Source organism: Helicovermis profundi, from assembly GCF_033097505.1.
Classification (GTDB): Bacteria; Bacillota; Clostridia; order Peptostreptococcales; family Acidaminobacteraceae; genus Helicovermis; species Helicovermis profundi.
The window spans coordinates 1895351-1914973 of the sequence record NZ_AP028654.1 but is presented as its reverse complement, the minus strand read 5'-3'; the positions used below and the strand labels follow the sequence as shown (position 1 = coordinate 1914973).

Sequence of the window (19623 nt, the reverse complement as noted above, 5' to 3'; positions counted from 1 at the left end):
GAGGAGTTATGGATGAAAATAAAGTTCCATTAAAAAATGATGAGAAAAAATATGAAATAATCATTAAACTTTCTAGTGATTATTATTCTGCGTTTTTGACAATTATTAAATATGAAGAATTTTCAATTAAAAGAGAAGAAATAATTAGTGCCTTAAGCGCTAAAAATATAACTTATGGAATTGAAGAAGAGGCAATTGATTTTATAGTTCAAAATCCTCATGAAGTGAGTGATGTTAAAATTGCTATTGGAAAACCTCATATTAATGGAAAAGACGGTGAAATTATATATAAAATTAAAAAAGATAAAAAAATTAAGCCCAAAATACTTCCAAACGGAAACGTTGATTTTAAGGATTTGAGTTTCATTACTTCTATAAAAAAAGGTCAAATTTTAGCAGAAATGATTCCACCTACAAAAGGTTCTAAGGGAACTACGGTTACTAACAAAGTTATAAATGCTAAATCAGGAAAAATGATTAATTTTAAATTTGGAAAAAATGTTGAACTTTCTGAAGATAGCATGGCTCTAATTGCATCAGCAGATGGTACAATTGTTTTTGATGGTGATAAAATAACTATTATTGAACTTTTAGAGATAAAAGGTGATGTTGGCGTTAAAACAGGGAATATTAAGTTTAGTGGTAAAGTTATTGTAAATGGTAGCCTAACAAGTGGATATATTATAGATTGTGATGATGATCTTGAAATTAGAGGGATAGTTGAGAGTGCTGAGGTGATATGCAAAGGAAACGTACTTATAAGTTCAGGTATTCAAGGTAACGATTTGGCTAAACTTAATATCAAAGGTGATTTAGTAAGTAATTTCATCAATAATTGCTCATGCAAAGTTGGAGGCGATATTGAATCGGGATCAATTATGCATTCAAATATTGTATGCGATGGTTCTATACATTTAAAAGGTAAAAGTGGACTATTGGTTGGTGGTGAAGTGAATGTGAGAAAAGAAATTTTAGCCAAAACTATTGGTTCAGATATGGGAACATTAACTAAATTAACTTTAGGAATAGATAGTGAAATTATCAAAGAATATCAAACTATTACAGACATGTTAAAAGAAACCAAAGAAAGCAAAAAGAAACTTGAGCAACTTATTAATCTATTAACTAGGCAACTTAAATCTGACAAGGACAATGAAGAAACAAAATTAATGCTTGAGAAGACTAAGCTTAGTAAAAAACAAATAAATATGGAGTTTATGGAGCTCTCAGAAAAATTTGTTAAGATTAATGAATTTATTAATGAATTACAAGGAGCAAAAGTTGCAGCTGGGATTATTCATGTTGGTACAATGATAAAAATTGGTAATTCAAATTATAATGTTAAAAACACATTAAAAGGTGTTGAATTATATAGAGAAAAGGGTCAAATTGTTGCAGTTGCAATATAAGAGGTGAGAATATGCCGTTAAGACCAATTGATATGCAAGTTTCTTTGCCAAAAGTGCAAGATAATAAAGCTTCTAGAGAAACTGTTGTGAATAAAGATGCAAATGCTCTTCAACAATCTCAAGCTCAATCAAAAAAAGAGGCCGTAAGTAAACAACAGAAAATATTAAAAAACGAAAAAAAAGAAGACTCAAAAATAAAAAAAGATAAGCATGTTAAAGATTCATTATCAAAGGGAAAAAAGAAGAAGGAAAAAAAGAAGAAAAAAAGTGGTTCGGAAATTGATAAAGTCGAAACAAAAAAATCTTTAACATATCATAAATTTGATATGAAAATATAGTTAATTTGTTAATAGGAGCTGTTATGATAGGAATAATTAGTATAATAGTTGGTAGTGTTATTATAATAGTTTCATATTATTTGTTTCAAAAAGAATTAAATAAAGTGAAATTTGATATTAATAAGAAGTATTCTTTTATTAATAACTCTAATACGAAAGATGTATTAATAAATTTGGAAAAAGTTGAAGATACAATTAATGAATTAAATAGATCTTTTTATGATATTGTTTCTGATCTTGAGGGAAAATATAGCATTCATGAAAAACAATTAGATTTATTTGAAGAAAAACTAGAGAAAATTGAACTTCAAAACAAAATTATCGATAGTGATATAAAGAAAATAAAATCTAATTTATCGAAAGAAATTCAAGGTAACAAAGTAAAACGAATTAGTAAGGAAAATATAGAATATGAGAATTCGGAAGTAAAAGAAGTAGAAGAATTGGTTAACGAAAAAGATTATGACCTAGAAAAGCATATCCTAATACCAAAAAATACGAAAAAAAGAATATTATTAAATGATCTGAATTACGAAGAGAAAAGTATAATTAGAAGTAAAGTAATTGAGTTAAGACAGACTGGATATTCTTTAAATCAGATAGCGAAAAAGTTAGACGTTGGTATAGGTGAATTACAATTAATTTTAAATTTAAGTAAAAAATAGTACACTTTATAGTGTATTTTTTATTGCAATTTTATTTGTAATTTGGTATAATACTAAAGGTCGTATATTACTCACTTGTTAGGATTATAGAGATAGTGCTTATAAAGTTCCTCTATAAAATGAATAACAAGGTGGAAAAACTATGGAGGTGTTTGCTAATGGCAGCAATATCAATGAAACAATTATTAGAAGCAGGTGTTCACTTTGGACATCAAACAAGAAGATGGAACCCCAAAATGAAAGAATATATCTTTACTGAAAGAAATGGTATATATATCATTGATTTACAACAAACAGTAAAGTTAGCTGATAATGCTTATAATTTTATTAAACAAGTTTCACTTGAAGGTGGAAACGTTCTTTTTGTTGGTACTAAAAAACAAGCTCAAGAAGCTATTGAAGCAGAAGCAAAAAGATGTGGAATGTATTTTGTAAACCAAAGATGGTTAGGTGGAATGCTAACAAACTTTAAAACAATTAAAAAAAGAATTGATTTATTATACAAATTAGAAAAAATGGAAGACGATGGAACTTTTGATGTTTTACCTAAAAAAGAAGTAATTAAATTAAAATTAAAAAAAGAAAAATTACAAAGATTTTTAGGTGGAATTAAGGAAATGCCTGGTGCACCTTCTGCAATTTTTATTGTTGACCCTAAAAAAGAAAAAATCGCTATTAATGAAGCTAGAGTACTTGGTATTCCAGTTGTTGCTATTGTAGATACAAACTGTGATCCTGATGAAGTTGATTATGTAATTCCTGGAAATGATGATGCTATTCGTGCAGTTAAATTAATTGCAAGTAAAATGGCGGATGCAATTATTGAAGGAAGACAAGGTCAAGAAGACTCAAAAGAAAGCAAATAGTTGATTATATAACAATTTAGGAGGTATAAAATGGCAGTTACTGCAGCTATGGTAAAAGAATTAAGACAAATTACAGGTGCTGGAATGCTTGATTGCAAAAAAATGCTTGTAGAAACTGATGGTGATGTTGAAAAAGCGGTTAACTTATTAAGAGAAAAAGGACTTGCTAAAGCAGCTAAGAAATCTGGTAGAATCGCTGCTGAAGGTATTGTTACTTCATATATTCATAGTGGAAGAATTGGAGTATTAGTTGAGATTAATTCTGAAACTGACTTTGTTGCGAAAAATGATGAATTCCAAGAATTTGCAAGAGATATTGCGATGCAAATTGCAGCGACAAATCCAACTTATGTTTCAAGAGAAGAAGTTCCAGAAGAAATTATTGCTAAAGAAAAAGAAATTCTTAAAGTTCAAGCTTTAAATGAAGGAAAACCTGAAAAAATAATTGAAAAAATGGTTGAAGGAAGAATAGCAAAGTTTTACAAAGATGTTTGTTTATTAGAACAACCATTTATTAAAGATTCTGATGTAAATGTAGAAACTTTATTAAAATCAAAAATTGCTAAAATCGGTGAGAATTTATCAATTAGAAGGTTTGCTAGATTTGAAGTTGGAGAAGGCCTTGAAAAGAAAGAAGAAAACTTTGCTGAAGAAGTTGCAAAGCAACTTAATGCTTAAAGTATTATTAAAAAGAGAACACATTGTGTTCTCTTTTTTAAAGTAAAGATATAAAAAGATTTAAAGGAATTACAGATGTTTTGTAGAATTATTAAAAAGAATGGGGGAATACTTTTGAAACCTAAATATAAGAGAATAATATTAAAACTTAGTGGTGAAGCATTAGCTGGAGAAAATGGTTTTGGGATTGACCAAGATATTATTAATAATATAGCATCGGAAATTAAAAAATTACATGAATTTGGCACTGAAATTGCAATAGTTATTGGTGGTGGAAATTTTTGGCGTGGAAGGTCTAATGATAATATGGATAGATCAACTGCTGATTATATGGGAATGCTTGCTACAGTAATTAATTCATTAGGTCTACAAGATGCTATTGAAAATTTAGGTTTAGAAACAAGAGTAATGTCTGCAATTGATATGAGGCAAATTGCTGAACCTTATATTAGAAGAAAAGCAGTTAGACATTTGGAAAAAAATAGGATTGTAATTTTTTCTGCTGGCACAGGTAATCCATTCTTCTCAACGGATACTACTGCTTCATTAAGAGCAGCTGAAATTGATGCAGAAATAATCTTACTTGCCAAAAAGGTAGATGGAGTTTATGACTGTGATCCAGAAAAAAATAAAAATGCTTTGTTTTATGATAAATTAAGTTATATAGATGTATTAAATCAAAGATTACAAGTTATGGATTCAACTGCTATAACTTTATGTATGGATAATAATATTCCGATTCATGTTTTTGGATTAAAAGATACATCTAATATAATTAAAGTAAGTTGTGGTGAAAAAATAGGAACTATTATTAGTTAATAAATTTTAGGAGGAAGACTTATGCCAAGTGAAATATTTAGTAATTTAGAAGAAAAAATGACAAAAACAGTTTCTGTACTAAAAAATGAATTACATAGTATAAGAGCAGGAAGGGCTAATCCATCATTACTTGATAGGATTATGGTTGAATATTATGGTTCTAAAACTCCGTTAAAGCAAGTTGCTGCAGTCTCTGCACCTGAACCAAGACTACTACAAGTTTCACCGTATGATGTTACAGCATTAAAAGATATAGAAAGAGCTTTAATTGCGTCAGACTTAGGAATAAATCCTTCAAATGATGGTAAAATAATCAGACTTGCTATACCAATGTTAACAGAAGAAAGAAGAAAAAGTTTAACTAAAGTAGTAAAGAAAACGGGTGAAGATTCGAAAGTTGCACTTAGAAATGAAAGACGTCGTTCGAATGATCTACTTAAGAAAATGCATAAGGACAACGATATAACAGAAGATGAACTAAAAGAATCAAATAAAAAAGTTGAAGAATTAATAAAAAAATATTCAGAAATTGTTGATAAATTAATTGAACAGAAAGAAAAAGAAATTTTAGCTGTCTAATTTTTCTAGTCTATTAAAAATTCAGGCGATATGCTGTCTGAATTTTTAATATTTGTGCTTGAAAATGGAGGGATTATGACTAAAGAAAAAAGAAAAATTCCAAATCATATTGCATTTATTATGGATGGAAATGGTAGATGGGCTAAGAAAAAATTAAAGCCAAGATTATTTGGCCATAAAGCAGGAGTAGAGGCTTTAAAAGACATTGTAAAATTTGGTTCAAAAAATAATATTGGATTTATGACTTTTTATGCTTTTTCTACTGAAAATTGGAGTAGGCCAGTTAAAGAAGTGAATGGATTAATGGAACTTTTAGTTGTTTTTTTAAGAAAAGAAATAAGAGAATTGCATGAAAACAATGTAAAAATTACATTTATTGGCAAAATCGATGAATTGCCTAAACTTCAAAAGAGTGAAGTAAATAAGGCTATGGATAAAACAAAAGATAATACAGGTTTGGTTTTCTGTATTGCTCTTAACTATGGTTCTAGGCTTGAAATTGTGGATGCGTGTAAATCAATAGTTGACCTATGTTTAAATGAAAAGCTAAAGGGTTCAGACATTAATGAAAAATTATTTGAATCGTATTTATATACAAAAGAAATACCGGATCCAGATTTATTAATAAGAACAAGTGGAGAAAAAAGGTTGAGTAATTTTCTTTTATGGCAATTAGCCTATACAGAATTTTATTTTACAGATGTGTATTGGCCTGATTTTAACGTTAATGAATTAAATAAAGCAATTGACGTTTATACGACTAGGAATAGAAGGTTTGGAAAAGTTAAGGAGGAGTAATATGTTAAAGAGAATTCTTTCAAGTATAATAGCTCTTCCTTTATTATTTTTCTTTGTAATAAAAGGTGGAAATTTTTTGCTAATAGCTGCATTTATAATTAATATTATTGCACTATTTGAATTTTATGCATCATTTAAAGGAAATAATATTAAACCAATAAATATTATAAGTTATTTTGTAACAACTTTGCTTTACTTAATGTTATTTTTTTATTTTAGATATGAAGTGTATATGTTTTTGATTTTAACCCTTATATCAACGTCTTTAGGGGTTGTGGTATTTAGTAATAAGTATAAATTATCAGATGTAGCGATAACTATTTTAGGTTTTTTTTATATAACGTTTTCTATTTCTCATATTGTTATGATCGATAAAATTGATAACGGCTTTTTTATATGGTATATATTTATTTTGGCTTGGGTATCTGATACTAGTGCATATTTTGTGGGTTCTTTACTTGGAAGGCGAAAATTAATACCTAACGTAAGTCCTAATAAAACTGTAGAAGGGGCAATAGGCGGAGTAATTGGAGCAATTGTAGTTTCTTACTTATATTCTTTTATATTTAATAAAGAATTTTTGTTGTTTTCTATATTTTTAGGTTTATTGGGAAGTGTTTTTTCTCAAATAGGGGATTTAATTGCTTCAAAAATTAAAAGGATAAATGGTGTTAAAGATTTTGGTAATATTATGCCAGGTCATGGTGGAGTATTAGATAGATTTGATTCTATTATATTTACAGGACCATTAGTATATTACGTAGTATTATTATATCAATATATGGCTAAATAAAAAAATTGCTCTTGAGCAATTTTTTTACATTAAGCTAAGCTTGTTCACAATTTTGTTACTAGTTTTTACATAAATTTGATGTATAATTAATAGAAAACAAAAATAATGTAAAGGGGAAAATATGATTAATTTAGTTATTCTAGGTTCTACTGGTTCAATTGGAACTCAAACGCTGGAAGTTGCAAGAGAAAACAGAGAAGAAATAAATATACTTGCTATTAGTTGTAATAGAAATATTGAAAAATTATATAGTCAAATTAAAGAATTTACTCCTAAATATGCCGTTGTATATAGTAAAACAAAATACTTGGAGTTAAAAAATACAGTTAAATTAACTAAAATGAGCACAGAAATTTTACATGGAATGGAAGGCTTAAATTATATTTCTAAGATTAGCGATGCAGATACAGTAGTGTCATCTTTAGTTGGCAATATTGGACTTGTTCCAACAGTTACAGCCATAAAAGAAGGCAAAAGAATTGCGCTTGCAAATAAAGAAGTCCTAGTTACATCGGGTGAACTTATAATGAAACTAGCAGAAGAATATAATTCTGAGATTATTCCTGTCGACAGTGAACATAGTGCAATTTTTCAGTGTTTAAGAGGAAATAATAAAAAATCTATCGATAAAATCATTTTAACTGCTTCTGGAGGCCCATTTAACAAATTCACTAAAAACGAAATAATTGATTTAAAAGCTAATAAAGCATTAAAACATCCAAATTGGAGTATGGGTAAAAAGATATCTATTGACTCTGCTACACTTATGAATAAAGGCTTGGAAGTAATTGAAGCTAAATGGTTGTTTGATGTAGAACTAAATCAAATTGATGTTGTAGTGCATCCAGAAAGTATTGTCCATTCTTTGGTACAGTATAAGGATAGTTCTGTAATAGCTCAAATGGGACTTCCGGATATGAAGTTGCCAATTCAATATGCTCTTTTTTATCCCAATAGGATGAAAAATGATTATCCAAGACTAAATCTTGCTGAAATATCAAAGTTGACTTTTGAAAAACCAGATTTAGTTAAATTCCCATGTTTAAATTTAGCTTTTGAGTCACTAAGAATAGGTGGAACTATGACTACAGTTTTAAATGCTGCCAATGAAGTTCTTGTTGATTTGTATTTAAAAGATAAAATTAAGTTTTACGATATACCACTATTTATAGAAAGTGTATTAGAAAAACATAAGCCGATTTTAAATCCTACTATAGATGATATTTTAGGCGTTGATAAAGAAATTAGAAAAAAAGTATTTAACGAAGTACTTAAAAATATAAGAAAATAGAGGTGGATATAATGATTACAGCAATTAGTTTTATTTTAGTATTTTGTGCATTAGTTTTTTTTCATGAATTTGGACATTTTGCTGCAGCAAAATTGAATGGAATATATGTACATCAGTTTGCTCTTGGTATGGGACCTGTGCTCTTTAAGAAAAAAATAGGAGAAACTGAATACTCTCTAAGACTTTTACCTATTGGTGGATTTGTTAACATGGAAGGTGAAGATGGAGAATCTGATCATCCAAGAGCATTTAGCAATAAGAAACCCTTTCAAAGGCTAATTGTACTTTCTAGTGGCCCAATTATGAATTTTGTATTAGCACTAATATTATTTTTTTCTGTATTTACTATTATTGGATTTCCTTCAAATATTGTTGGGAATGTGACTGATGGATTTCCTGCACAAGTTAGTGGAATTGAAAGAGGAGACATTATTAAAACTATTGATGGTAGATCTATAAAATCATGGGAAGATGTTATTTCTGCAATTTCTTCTTCAAAAGATACACTAGATATTGTTGTAGTGAGAAATTCAAAAGAAATAGAATTTAATATAGTTCCAAAATTAGATAATGGAAGAAAAATAATTGGCGTTACTTCAGGATATCAAAAGAATTTCTTTAAATCTGTTAAATATTCTTTTTTAGTAGTAGGAGACGTGATAAAAGGCATAACATCATTTTTAATCAATTTACCACTCAAAGGAACTCAGGGTGGTGATGTTGTAGGACCTGTCGGAATGGTCGGAATGATAGGTAAAGCAGCAAAAGAAAGTATGGTGAGACTTCTTCAACTTTCAGCAATGATATCTATTAATCTTGGTATATTTAATTTATTACCACTTCCAGCACTTGATGGTGGACGTATTGTATTCGTGCTTATAGAACTTTTAAGAGGTAAGCCAGTAAATAAAGAAGCTGAGGGAAAAGTACATTTTATTGGATTTGTTTTATTAATGGCATTAATGGTATTTTTAGTTTTTAGAGATATTTCTAAATTTTAGATTGGAGAAAATATGATTAATAGAAGGGTAAGTAAAAAAATTGTTATAGGTGATACTTATATAGGTGGAGATTCAAGAATTACAATTCAGTCTATGACAACGACTGATACAAGAGATATTAAAAAAACAGTTATTCAAATAAAAGAACTTGAAAATGCTGGGTGTGAGATAATAAGAGTTGCAGTACCGAATATTGAAGCTGCAAATGCCCTTAGTGAAATAAAAAAACAAATAAATATTCCCCTTGTTGCAGATATTCATTTTGACTATAATTTAGCACTTCTGTCTATTAAAAATGGTGTAGATAAACTTAGAATTAATCCGGGTAACATTGGCGACGAGTCGAGGGTAAGAAAAGTAGTAGATTACGCAAAAGAGAAGAATATTCCTATTAGAATAGGTGTAAATAGTGGATCAATAGAAAAAGAAATACTTGAAAAATATAATGGAGTAAATGCAAAAGGAATAGTAGAAAGTGCGCTTAAGCATGTAAAAATACTAGAAAAACAAAATTTTGATAATATTGTTATAGCGCTTAAGTCTTCAGATATAATAACAACTATTGAGTCGTATAAATTAATGGCTAAAGAAGTAAATTACCCTTTTCACATTGGAATTACCGAATCTGGTACTCTTCATTCTGGAACTGTAAAATCTTCAATAGGAATTGGTTCGCTTTTACTTAGTGGTTTAGGGGATACACTTAGAGTATCTCTTACTGGAAATCCAATTAAGGAAGTTGAACTAGGAAGAGAAATACTAAGAGATGTTGGAATAAGAAATGAAGGGATAAATCTAATTTCATGTCCAACTTGCGGCAGGTGTAATATTGATTTAGAGAAAATTGCACTTCAAGTTGAAGAAAAAATAAAACACTTAAATAAAAATATTACTCTTGCAATTATGGGTTGCGCGGTTAATGGTCCAGGAGAAGCATCAAATGCAGATATTGGTATAGCAGGCGGAATAAATGAAGCATTGATTTTTAAAAAAGGTAAAATATTAAAAAAAGTTAAGGAAGAAGAATTAATAGAAGAATTAGTGAAAGAAATTGAAAAAATATAAAGGTGAATATATGATTGAATTTAAAGATATTTCTTTAACGTTTGGCAACAAAATTATTTTAGACAAGTTTAATTACAAAGTAGATTATGGGGAAAAAATATGGCTAAATGGAAAAAGTGGAAGCGGAAAATCTAGCTTTGCAAAGCTTCTACTTGGTTTTTTAAAACCTGATAGTGGTGAAATACTCCTTGAAAAAACAATGCTAGATTCATTGTCAGTTTCTAAATTTAGAAATAGGATTTCTTATGTTAGCCAGGATGTAGATTTATTTGAGGGTCTTGTTAAAGAAGTAATTACAACAATATTTAAGTATCCAATAAATAAAAACAATCTATTAAGTAAAGAAAAATTAAGAGAGTTATTGTCAACGTTTTATTTAGAAGAAAATATTTTGAATAAGAAAATATCAGAACTTTCGGGCGGAGAAAGGCAAAAAATTGGTTTTATAATTAATGTTCTACTTGATCGAGATATTTGGATTCTTGATGAAGTTACGAGTGGATTAGATGAGATATCTAAAAAATCAATAATTGACTATTTTATAAAAAATAATAAAACTATTTTTATAATTAGTCACGATAACATTTTTTATGAATATGAAAATTTGAAAGTACTGAGGTGGAATAATGGGAACAGCTAATATTAGTTATTTGTCTATTTTCAGTTTAATAGTATTTATAGCAGTAATATTTATTGTTAATAACAAACTTAGACTTAGTTTAAATAAAGAAATTTCTATAGCTATAATCAGAATGGTAATACAACTTTCGCTCGTTGGTTTGTTTCTTCAGTATTTATTTAAATTAAATATGCCAATTATTAATATGCTTTATTTATTTTTTATGATGATTATTGCAAGCTTTTCTGCAATAAAAAGTAATAAGAATATAGTTAAAAATTATTGGATGCAAATTTTTTTATCGATACTTATTCCTAACCTAGTAATACTACTATATTTTAATACTTTTGTTATTAGATTAGATAATATATTAGATGCTTGGTATGTCATTCCGATTGGTGGAATGCTTTTAGGAAATGCATTAACTGGTATAATTATTACCATGAATTCGTATATTAAATCTCTAGAAGAGAAACATTTAAAGTATTATTATTTACTTAGTTTATCTGCCAATCATAAAGAAGCGATAAAGCCCTATATTAAAGAAGCACTTTTAACATCAATAAAGCCGAGTATTGCTTCTATTGAAACTATAGGATTAGTCGCACTTCCGGGTATGATGACAGGTCAAATATTAGGTGGAAGTGTTCCCTTAACTGCAATAAAATATCAAATTGCAATTATGTTAGCGATTTTTTCAGTAAGATATTTTTGCTCTTTGCTAATAATAGTATTTATATCAGGAAAACTTTTTGATGATTATGGAATAATAAAAATTTAATAATTAATAATTAAATATTTATAAATAGATTTAGCGTGTGGTGTATAACGTGTGGGGTATAAAATGAAAAGTAATTTTAATGAAATAATAAATAAACAATATAATAGTGAAATCTTTGATATTCAAAAAATTGTGTTTGAAAAATCTAAATTGACTTTGACAGTTGATATGATTTTTAATGAAATTGTATTACTTAATTCAATAGAGGAATTGAAAGAGAAAATCAAAAATGAATTAACTGATATTAGTGAAATTAAAATCAATTATAAATTTAGAATTAAAGAAACAGATACTAGAAAAATAATTGAAAATTACTGGGATAATATACTATATGCCATGTCAAAAAAATCTTCATCTCTTGATGTATGGCTTAGAGAAGCTAAGTGGACCATAATAGATAATGTTTTAGAGATAACACTTAATGATGCATATGCAATAGAAACGATTATTTATAAAAATTATGATAAGTATTTGTCTAGAATTTTAAAAAAACATTTAGGTATTGATTTGAAATTAGAGTTTTTGCTTGATAAAGAAAAAGATTTTGCACTTACAAGCTCAATTGATGATAAAAAAAATGATGATATTAAAGAACATTTAAAGACTTTAAATACTGCCCCTAGAGAAAAAACTACACAAAAAAGAAGTGATAATACTAGTGGCGGAATGAAATATAATAATAAAAAAAATAATTCAAATAATGTCTATAGAAATAAAATAACTAGACTTATAACAATGATAGATGAAGCAAATGAAGAAGAAGGAATATTTGCTTTTGAAGGAAAAATATTTGAAAAAAACTTAAGAGATTTAAAAAATGGAAAGGGATTAATAAGCTTTGCAATTACAGATTACTCAAATTCTATAAATTGTAAACTTTTTGCTAAGGAAAAAGAAAAAAATGAATTATTTGATAAACTAAATATTGGTGATTGGTATAAAGTAGAAGGAACACTTAGATACGATACTTTTGATAAAGAGATGGCTTTTTATATTATGAATATAAATAGTGGAAAAAAGGAAATTGAAAAAGAAGATAATGCAAAAGTAAAGCGAGTAGAATTACACTGTCATACTAATATGAGTGATATGGATGGGATTACACCTGTAAAAGAATTAGTAAGAAGGGCTAAAAAATGGGGGCATCCGTCTATTGCAATTACTGATCATGGCGTGCTTCAAGCATTTCCAGATGCTATGAATGAATCTGGTGATGATATTAAAATTATATATGGCCTTGAAGGCTATTTAATAAATGATAATGCTGAAATAGTTATTAATGCAGATGATAGCAACTTAGATCAAGAGTTTGTTGTTTTTGATATTGAGACTACAGGTTTATCTTATAAGAACTCTAAAATAACTGAAATAGGTGCAATTAAAGTTGTTGGTGGAAGCATTGTTGATAGATTTTCAGAGCTTGTTAACCCAGAAATTATGATTCCTGATAATATAGTAGAGCTTACAGGAATAACTGATGAAATGGTAAAAAACAAAGAAACAATTGATAAAATCCTACCCAAATTTTTACAATTTGTTGGAGATTCTCCAGTGGTTGCTCATAATGCAAAATTTGATGTTTCTTTTATTAAAGAAAATGCTAGAAAAATTAACGCTGAATTTAATCCTAGGGTACTTGATACTTTGTCTTTAAGTAGATTACTATTAAAAAGTATAAAAAGACATAAACTAAGTACAGTTGCAAAACATCTTAAAATTAAGTTAGAAAACCATCATAGAGCAATAGATGATGCACTTGCTACAGCAAAAATATTTATTGAATTTATTAGTAGACTTAAAGAGAAAGAAATTAATACACTAAATGAAATTAATGAGTATGCTTTAAAAGAAATGGACTATAAAATGCAAGACACATATCATGTAATTATATTGGTTAAAAATTATGTTGGACTAAAAAATCTATATAAAATTGTAAGTGAATCTAATCTTGAAACCTTTTATAAAAAACCGCGAATTCCTAAAAGTAGACTTTCTGCTATGAGAGAAGGCTTGATAATCGGAACTGCATGTGAAGCTGGAGAACTTTTTAGAGCAATACTCGAAAATAAAACTGAAAATGACATTAAAAATATTATTGATTTTTATGATTATTTGGAAATTCAACCCATTGGTAATAATCAATTTCTAGTGGAAAAAGGTATTGCAAAAGACAAAGAAGAGCTTAAAGAATTTAATAGAAGAATAGTTAATTATGGAGAAAAATATTCTAAAACAGTTGTTGCAACTGGTGATGTACATTTTATTGACCCTGATGATGAAGTTTATAGAAGAATTCTTATGGCAGGAAAGGGATTTAGTGATGCAGATAATCAACCTCCCCTGTATTATAGAACAACTGATGAGATGATTGATGAATTTGAATATTTAGGACAGGAAAAAGCTTATGAAGTAGTTGTCAAAAATACAAACGATATTTCTAATATGATTGATGATATTTTACCAGTACCATCAGAAACATCACCTCCGAGAATAGAGGGGTCAGATGATGAATTAAGAGATATGTGCTATAAAAAAGCAAGAAGGATATATGGGGATGAACTTCCAGAAATTGTTGAAGCAAGACTTGAAAGAGAACTTAACTCAATAATTAGCAATGGTTACGCGGTAATGTATATAATTGCACAAAAATTAGTATGTAAATCACTCGATGACGGATATTTAGTAGGTTCAAGAGGGTCTGTTGGCTCGTCTTTTGCTGCAACGATGAGTGATATTACAGAAGTAAACCCGCTTGCTCCTCATTATGTTTGCCCAAATTCGGATTGTAAAAATTCAGAATTTATTTTAGATGGATCAATAGGAAGTGGTGCTGATCTACCAGATAAAATTTGTCCGAAGTGTGGAGCAACTTATATAAAAGATGGACATGATATACCTTTTGAAGTATTCCTAGGTTTTGAAGGCGATAAAGAACCAGATATTGACCTTAACTTTGCTGGAGTCTATCAAGCTAACGCACATAAATATACAGAAGTATTATTTGGAACAGGCTACGTATTTAAAGCAGGTACAATTGGAACTATAGCAGATAAAACAGCATATGGTTATGTTAAAAAGTACTTTGAAGAAAGAGGACTAACTGCAAATTCGAAGGAAATAGTTAGACTAGCAAAAGGATGCACTGGTGTAAAAAGAACAAGTGGACAACATCCAGGTGGAATTATGGTAGTACCTGATTATAAAGAAATATATGATTTTTGCCCAATACAGTATCCAGCAAATGATACAGAGTGCGGAGTTATAACTACTCATTTTGACTATCATTCGATTAGTGGTAGGTTATTAAAATTAGATATATTAGGACATGATGTTCCAACAATTATAAAAGAACTAGAAGAGTTAACAGGAGTAAATGTACAAGACATCGCACTTGATAATAAAGAAACTGTTTCGATATTTACTTCAACGGATACACTTAATATTATTGATAAAGATTATTCGTGTGAAACCGGAAGTCTTGGAATTCCGGAATTCGGAACAAAGTTTGTTAGGCAAATGCTAGTAGATACCAAACCTTCCACGTTTGCAGAACTAGTTAGAATTTCTGGTTTATCACATGGTACAGATGTTTGGATAAACAATGCACAAGATCTAGTTAAACAGGGAAAAGCAATGTTAAAAGATGTAATATCAACAAGAGACGATATTATGAACTATTTAATATACAAGAATTTACCACCAAAAGCATCATTTACAATAATGGAGCGAGTTAGAAAAGGAAAAGGCCTAACGGACGAAAATATCGCAATGATGAAAGAATTTAATGTTCCAGAATGGTATATATGGTCGTGTAATCAAATAAAATATATGTTTCCAAAAGCACATGCAGTTGCATATGTTATGATGTCATTTAGAATTGCTTATTTTAAAGTACATCATCCATTAGCATTCTATTCAACTTATTTTGGAATTAAGGTAGATGATTTTGATGCAGATTTAGCTAATAAAGGAAAAGAAGCTGTAAGAAACAGAATGAAAGAGTTATCAAATTCACTTGTTAAATTAACAAAAAAAGAGCAAGACTTATTTTCAATGCTAGAAGTAATAGACGAAATGTATTCAAGAGGATATGAATTCTTAAAAGTTGACCTATATAAATCAGACGCAGAAAAGTTTAAAATAGTTGATGGTAAAATACTACCTCCACTAAGAGGACTACAAGGACTTGGTGAAAACGCCGCAAAAGCAATAGCCCTAGTTAGGGATGATAGTGAATTCCTGTCAATAGAAGACATAAAAAAACGAACAAAATCAACCAAAACAGTAATAGAAGCCCTAAGAGAACACGGCTGCATAACAGGCCTACCAGAAAGTAATCAACTTTCATTTTTCTAAAAGCAGTGCGCTAAATATCACAAATTCAACTTAAAGCTTGCTTTAAAAGTAGAATTTGTGATATTTAGCATAGGGCTGAAAGCCCTGACAAAGCAAGGCTGCGAAGCAGATTTGATTGGTCAGCACTGCGAAACCAAGAAAAACAATAAACTAATTATAATGCATTCAACTTAAGGCTTGCCTTAAGAGTAGATTTATTCTATTTTGACATAGGGCTGAAAGCCCTGACAAAGCAAAGATGCGAAGCAGATTTGATTGGTCAGCACTGCGAAACCAAGAAAAACAATAAACTAATTATAATGCATTCAACTTAAAGCTTGCTTTAAAAGTAGAATTTGTGATATTTAGCATAGGGCTGAAAGCCCTGACAAAGCAAGGCTGCGAAGCAGATTTGATTGGTCAGCACTGCGAAAACTAAGAAATTGTATAAAGTTTGGAGGTGTTTATTTTGGGAGAAATGAAGAGCCAATTGTTATTTAATTTTATAGCACCTATCTACGGGTTGTTTTATAAAAGTCAGAAGACAATATTTAATAATATAATTAATGAAATATCAAATGATATTGATATATTGTCATATGAAACAATTATTGATATAGGATGCGGTACAGGTGCCTTGTGTTCAGTACTAGCTGAAAAGGGAATGCTTGTAACTGGTGTTGATCCAGCTAAAAATATGCTGAAAATAGCTAAGAATAACAATAATAATAAAAGTATTAAATTTACTCAGGCTAGTGTTTTAAAAGTATTGCCTTTTAAGGATAAAAGTTTTGATATTGCGATTTCATCTTATGTTGCACATGGACTAAAGCCTCATGAAAGAAAACATATGTATAAAGAAATGAGTAGAGTTGCAAAGAATATAGTCATTATACATGACTATAATGAAAAAAAAGGAATATTTACATCTGTTATTGAATGGTTAGAAGGCGGAAATTATTTCTATTTTATTAAAAATTATAAAGATGAAATGGATGAAGCTTTTTCTAATGTAGATATAGTTAATGTAGATATCAGAGCAAATTGGTATATATGTAGACCAAAATAAATGAATTTCTTGGATTCAGAGGGAGTTTTTACTCCCACTGAATTTTAGAAAACATAATCCATGGCTTTTTTAGAGTTCTTTATCTCCAACTTTTTAAGAAGAGGGGTATTAGAACTCTAAGGCATCGGATAAATGAAGTTTTTCTTTTGCTTAAGCTTATGGTAACAGACTATGTTTTAGTGTTTGCAATAATTGTATTCTTATGATATAATGAAACAAATTAATAAAAAAGCTTAAAGAGTGGGATTTTCCCACTCTTTGTTATTATATTAAATGGCATTTTATAACAATTATAAGGCTGTTTTGACGAAAGGAAGGAATGAAAATGAAAAAAAGAAGAGTAGTTGATATTGTACGCGATATCGCTCTTCCATATTGTGTGGAAAACAAACTCGATTTAATTGATGTAGAATTTGTTAAAGAGGGATCGATTCGTTATTTAAGACTCATCTTAGATAAAGAGGAAGGTATTTCTTTGGATGATTGTTCTTTAGTGAGCAAATATCTTAACAAAAAATTAGATTCAATTGATCCAATTGAAGAAAATTACTTGTTAGAAGTTACTTCTCCTGGAGTTGAGAGAGAATTAAAAAGAGATACAGATTTTGAAAAATTCAAGAACTCAAAAGTAAATGTAAAACTTTATACTCCCATTGATGGTGAAAAAGTATTTGATGGAATTTTATTAGGTCTTGAAAATAAAATTGTTAGCATTAAAAGAAGTGATGATAGTATTAATAAAATTTCAAGAGAAAAAATTGCAACTATAAGAATTTCGGTTGATTTTTAAGGAGGGAAAAAGGTGAAAGATAAAGACGAATTGATGATTGCTTTGACACAACTTGAAAAAGAAAAAGGCATATCAAAACAATTATTAATTGAAACTATTGAAGCAGCTCTTATTACTGCATATAAGAAAAATTTTGGAACTTCACAAAATGTTAAAGTAGTTATCGATGAGAATACTGGTGTTGTTAAAGTTTTTAAAAGAATGGAAGTAATTGAAGGTGAAACTGCATTTGACACAATAAGTTTAATTGATGCTAAAGAAAAAGATCCGGAATATAAAATCGGTGATGTAATTGAGGAAGAAGTTACTCCTAAAGATTTTGGTAGAATTGCAGCACAAACTGCAAAACAAGTTGTAGTACAAAGGATTAGAGAAGCAGAAAGAAGTATCATATATGATCAGTACTTTGAAAGAGAGTCTGAAATAGTAAATGGTATTGTACAAAGATTTTCAAAAGGAACTATTTTTATAAACTTAGGAAATACTGAAGCAGTTTTATTGCCTAGTGAACAAACTCCTAATGAAAATTACACACAGAGTGCGAGACTTAAGACATATATTGTTGAAGTTAAGAAAACATCAAAAGGACCACAAGTACTTGTTTCAAGAACGCATCCAGGTCTCGTAAAAAGACTTTTTGAGCTTGAAGTACCCGAGATTTATGATGGAGAAGTTGAGATAAGAGGTATATCAAGAGAAGCGGGTTCAAGAACTAAAATATCTGTATTTTCACTTAATGAAAACGTGGATCCTGTTGGAGCATGTGTTGGTTCTAAAGGTTCAAGAGTGCAGAGCATTGTAGATGAATTAAAAGGTGAAAAAATAGATATAATCAAATGGGATGAAAATCCTGAAGTTTATATAGCAAATTCACTTAGTCCTTCAAAAGTTGAAAAAGTTATTGTTGATGAAAAAAACAAAAGTGCATTAGTTGTTGTTCCTGATTATCAACTTTCTTTAGCAATTGGTAAAGAAGGTCAAAATGCGCGCCTTGCTGCAAAATTAACTAATTGGAAAATAGATATAAAGAGTCTAAGTCAATACGAAGAATCTCTTATAGTTAATGAACCAGTAGAAGAGGTAAAAGTTACTGAAGAAGAAACACAAGTTACTAAAGAAGAAATAAATCAAGAAGGGTGATTTTTATGAAAAAAAAGAAAATACCTTTAAGAAAATGCGTTGCTTGTAATGAGCAGAAAACTAAAAAAGAACTTATAAGAGTTGTAAAAACTAAAGAAAATGAGTTTTTTGTTGATTTTACGGGAAAAGCAAATGGTAGAGGCGCGTACATTTGTCCTAAAATTGAATGTTTTAATATTGCCTTTAAAAAGGATTCTTTTTCAAGATCATTTCATGTAAAAGTAAGTGATGAGATTTATGAAAAATTAAAAAAGGAGCTTACTGACTATGAAAAATAAATTTCTTGCAATGTTAGGATTTGCTCAAAAATCTGGCAATGTAATAAACGGAGACGAATTAGTTGAAAAAGCTTTATATAGAGGAAAAATATCGCTTGTTATTATTTCAGAGGATGCTTCTAAAGCTATTATTAAGAAATATTCTTTTAAATGTAATGAGTTAGGAATCAGATGTATTATCAGTTTTGATAGAGAAATTCTCTCAGGTGCGATTGGAAAAAATAATAGAACATTGTATGGTATAAAAAACAAGAAGTTCTCCAGAGAATTGATTAAAATTTATGATAGTAATGGCGATTCGTAAAAATA

At 28.9% G+C, this 19623-nt stretch carries 20 protein-coding genes; all 20 read left to right on the top strand.

All coding sequences use genetic code 11. The features are described 5' to 3' along the window. The first annotated feature begins 8 nt into the window (after window positions 1–8). Window positions 9–1409, top strand: coding sequence for a DUF342 domain-containing protein (locus tag AACH12_RS08500; RefSeq protein ID WP_338534988.1), 1401 nt, complete (start codon window positions 9–11; stop codon window positions 1407–1409). Window positions 1410–1420: 11 nt separating this feature from the next. Next, complete coding sequence (locus tag AACH12_RS08495; protein WP_338534987.1) at window positions 1421–1747, top strand: hypothetical protein; 327 nt, start codon at window positions 1421–1423, stop codon at window positions 1745–1747. Window positions 1748–1770: 23 nt separating this feature from the next. Further along, complete coding sequence (locus AACH12_RS08490; protein ID WP_338534986.1) at window positions 1771–2412, top strand: hypothetical protein; 642 nt, start codon at window positions 1771–1773, stop codon at window positions 2410–2412. A gap of 158 nt (window positions 2413–2570) precedes the next feature. Further along, window positions 2571–3278 (top strand): 30S ribosomal protein S2, encoded by a 708-nt coding sequence (gene rpsB / locus AACH12_RS08485; RefSeq protein WP_338537363.1) that lies wholly within the window; start codon window positions 2571–2573, stop codon window positions 3276–3278. A gap of 30 nt (window positions 3279–3308) precedes the next feature. Continuing rightward, complete coding sequence (gene tsf, locus AACH12_RS08480; RefSeq protein ID WP_338534985.1) at window positions 3309–3956, top strand: translation elongation factor Ts; 648 nt, start codon at window positions 3309–3311, stop codon at window positions 3954–3956. Between the two features lie 75 nt (window positions 3957–4031). Then, window positions 4032–4775 carry a UMP kinase gene (pyrH, locus tag AACH12_RS08475; RefSeq protein ID WP_338534984.1) on the top strand — a complete coding sequence of 248 codons (744 nt, stop codon included), beginning with the start codon at window positions 4032–4034 and terminating at the stop codon, window positions 4773–4775. A gap of 21 nt (window positions 4776–4796) precedes the next feature. Then, window positions 4797–5354, top strand: a complete 558-nt coding sequence (gene frr, locus AACH12_RS08470; RefSeq protein ID WP_338534983.1) for a ribosome recycling factor — start codon at window positions 4797–4799, stop codon at window positions 5352–5354. Window positions 5355–5429: 75 nt separating this feature from the next. Beyond that, entirely contained in the window at window positions 5430–6152 is a 723-nt protein-coding gene (locus tag AACH12_RS08465) for an isoprenyl transferase (RefSeq protein WP_338534982.1), read from the top strand. Window position 6153: 1 nt separating this feature from the next. Beyond that, window positions 6154–6945, top strand: a complete 792-nt coding sequence (locus tag AACH12_RS08460; RefSeq protein WP_338534981.1) for a phosphatidate cytidylyltransferase — start codon at window positions 6154–6156, stop codon at window positions 6943–6945. 121 nt (window positions 6946–7066) lie between these two features. Further along, window positions 7067–8236 carry a 1-deoxy-D-xylulose-5-phosphate reductoisomerase gene (locus tag AACH12_RS08455; protein ID WP_338534980.1) on the top strand — a complete coding sequence of 390 codons (1170 nt, stop codon included), beginning with the start codon at window positions 7067–7069 and terminating at the stop codon, window positions 8234–8236. Between the two features lie 11 nt (window positions 8237–8247). Continuing rightward, complete coding sequence (rseP, locus tag AACH12_RS08450; RefSeq protein ID WP_338534979.1) at window positions 8248–9237, top strand: RIP metalloprotease RseP; 990 nt, start codon at window positions 8248–8250, stop codon at window positions 9235–9237. A gap of 15 nt (window positions 9238–9252) precedes the next feature. Next, window positions 9253–10302, top strand: coding sequence for a flavodoxin-dependent (E)-4-hydroxy-3-methylbut-2-enyl-diphosphate synthase (ispG, locus tag AACH12_RS08445; protein WP_338537362.1), 1050 nt, complete (start codon window positions 9253–9255; stop codon window positions 10300–10302). Between the two features lie 10 nt (window positions 10303–10312). Then, window positions 10313–10942, top strand: a complete 630-nt coding sequence (locus AACH12_RS08440; RefSeq protein WP_338534978.1) for an ABC transporter ATP-binding protein — start codon at window positions 10313–10315, stop codon at window positions 10940–10942. Continuing rightward, window positions 10929–11702 (top strand): ABC transporter permease, encoded by a 774-nt coding sequence (locus AACH12_RS08435; protein ID WP_338534977.1) that lies wholly within the window; start codon window positions 10929–10931, stop codon window positions 11700–11702. Before AACH12_RS08440 ends, AACH12_RS08435 begins: the two co-directional genes overlap by 14 nt. A 63-nt stretch (window positions 11703–11765) precedes the next feature. Continuing rightward, on the top strand, window positions 11766–16058 hold the full coding sequence (locus AACH12_RS08430) for a PolC-type DNA polymerase III (RefSeq protein ID WP_338534976.1): 4293 nt from the start codon (window positions 11766–11768) through the stop codon (window positions 16056–16058). Window positions 16059–16515: 457 nt separating this feature from the next. Continuing rightward, on the top strand, window positions 16516–17106 hold the full coding sequence (locus AACH12_RS08425; protein ID WP_338537361.1) for a class I SAM-dependent methyltransferase: 591 nt from the start codon (window positions 16516–16518) through the stop codon (window positions 17104–17106). Between the two features lie 325 nt (window positions 17107–17431). Next, the gene (locus AACH12_RS08420; protein ID WP_338534975.1) at window positions 17432–17896 is read left to right on the top strand and encodes a ribosome maturation factor RimP; all 465 of its coding nucleotides are present in this window, start codon (window positions 17432–17434) and stop codon (window positions 17894–17896) included. A 33-nt stretch (window positions 17897–17929) separates the two neighbouring features. Further along, entirely contained in the window at window positions 17930–19036 is a 1107-nt protein-coding gene (gene nusA, locus AACH12_RS08415) for a transcription termination factor NusA (protein WP_338537360.1), read from the top strand. 5 nt (window positions 19037–19041) lie between these two features. After that, window positions 19042–19314: an RNase P modulator RnpM gene (gene rnpM, locus AACH12_RS08410; RefSeq protein ID WP_338534974.1), complete on the top strand. Its 273-nt coding sequence runs from the start codon at window positions 19042–19044 to the stop codon at window positions 19312–19314. Next, the gene (locus AACH12_RS08405) at window positions 19304–19618 is read left to right on the top strand and encodes a L7Ae/L30e/S12e/Gadd45 family ribosomal protein (protein ID WP_338534973.1); all 315 of its coding nucleotides are present in this window, start codon (window positions 19304–19306) and stop codon (window positions 19616–19618) included. The genes rnpM and AACH12_RS08405 overlap by 11 nt, the downstream gene beginning before the upstream one ends. Window positions 19619–19623 lie beyond the last annotated feature (5 nt).

Bases quoted from the DNA above. Each gene is read 5' to 3' on its own strand.
- AACH12_RS08500 (WP_338534988.1), top strand. From the start codon at position 9: ATGGATGAAAATAAAGTTCCATTAAAAAATGATGAGAAAAAATATGAA.
- AACH12_RS08495 (WP_338534987.1), top strand. From the start codon at position 1,421: ATGCCGTTAAGACCAATTGATATGCAAGTTTCTTTGCCAAAAGTGCAA.
- AACH12_RS08490 (WP_338534986.1), top strand. From the start codon at position 1,771: ATGATAGGAATAATTAGTATAATAGTTGGTAGTGTTATTATAATAGTT.
- rpsB (WP_338537363.1), top strand. From the start codon at position 2,571: ATGGCAGCAATATCAATGAAACAATTATTAGAAGCAGGTGTTCACTTT.
- tsf (WP_338534985.1), top strand. From the start codon at position 3,309: ATGGCAGTTACTGCAGCTATGGTAAAAGAATTAAGACAAATTACAGGT.
- pyrH (WP_338534984.1), top strand. From the start codon at position 4,032: ATGTTTTGTAGAATTATTAAAAAGAATGGGGGAATACTTTTGAAACCT.
- frr (WP_338534983.1), top strand. From the start codon at position 4,797: ATGCCAAGTGAAATATTTAGTAATTTAGAAGAAAAAATGACAAAAACA.
- AACH12_RS08465 (WP_338534982.1), top strand. From the start codon at position 5,430: ATGACTAAAGAAAAAAGAAAAATTCCAAATCATATTGCATTTATTATG.
- AACH12_RS08460 (WP_338534981.1), top strand. From the start codon at position 6,154: ATGTTAAAGAGAATTCTTTCAAGTATAATAGCTCTTCCTTTATTATTT.
- AACH12_RS08455 (WP_338534980.1), top strand. From the start codon at position 7,067: ATGATTAATTTAGTTATTCTAGGTTCTACTGGTTCAATTGGAACTCAA.
- rseP (WP_338534979.1), top strand. From the start codon at position 8,248: ATGATTACAGCAATTAGTTTTATTTTAGTATTTTGTGCATTAGTTTTT.
- AACH12_RS08440 (WP_338534978.1), top strand. From the start codon at position 10,313: ATGATTGAATTTAAAGATATTTCTTTAACGTTTGGCAACAAAATTATT.
- AACH12_RS08435 (WP_338534977.1), top strand. From the start codon at position 10,929: ATGGGAACAGCTAATATTAGTTATTTGTCTATTTTCAGTTTAATAGTA.
- AACH12_RS08430 (WP_338534976.1), top strand. From the start codon at position 11,766: ATGAAAAGTAATTTTAATGAAATAATAAATAAACAATATAATAGTGAA.
- AACH12_RS08425 (WP_338537361.1), top strand. From the start codon at position 16,516: ATGAAGAGCCAATTGTTATTTAATTTTATAGCACCTATCTACGGGTTG.
- AACH12_RS08420 (WP_338534975.1), top strand. From the start codon at position 17,432: ATGAAAAAAAGAAGAGTAGTTGATATTGTACGCGATATCGCTCTTCCA.
- nusA (WP_338537360.1), top strand. From the start codon at position 17,930: ATGATTGCTTTGACACAACTTGAAAAAGAAAAAGGCATATCAAAACAA.
- rnpM (WP_338534974.1), top strand. From the start codon at position 19,042: ATGAAAAAAAAGAAAATACCTTTAAGAAAATGCGTTGCTTGTAATGAG.
- AACH12_RS08405 (WP_338534973.1), top strand. From the start codon at position 19,304: ATGAAAAATAAATTTCTTGCAATGTTAGGATTTGCTCAAAAATCTGGC.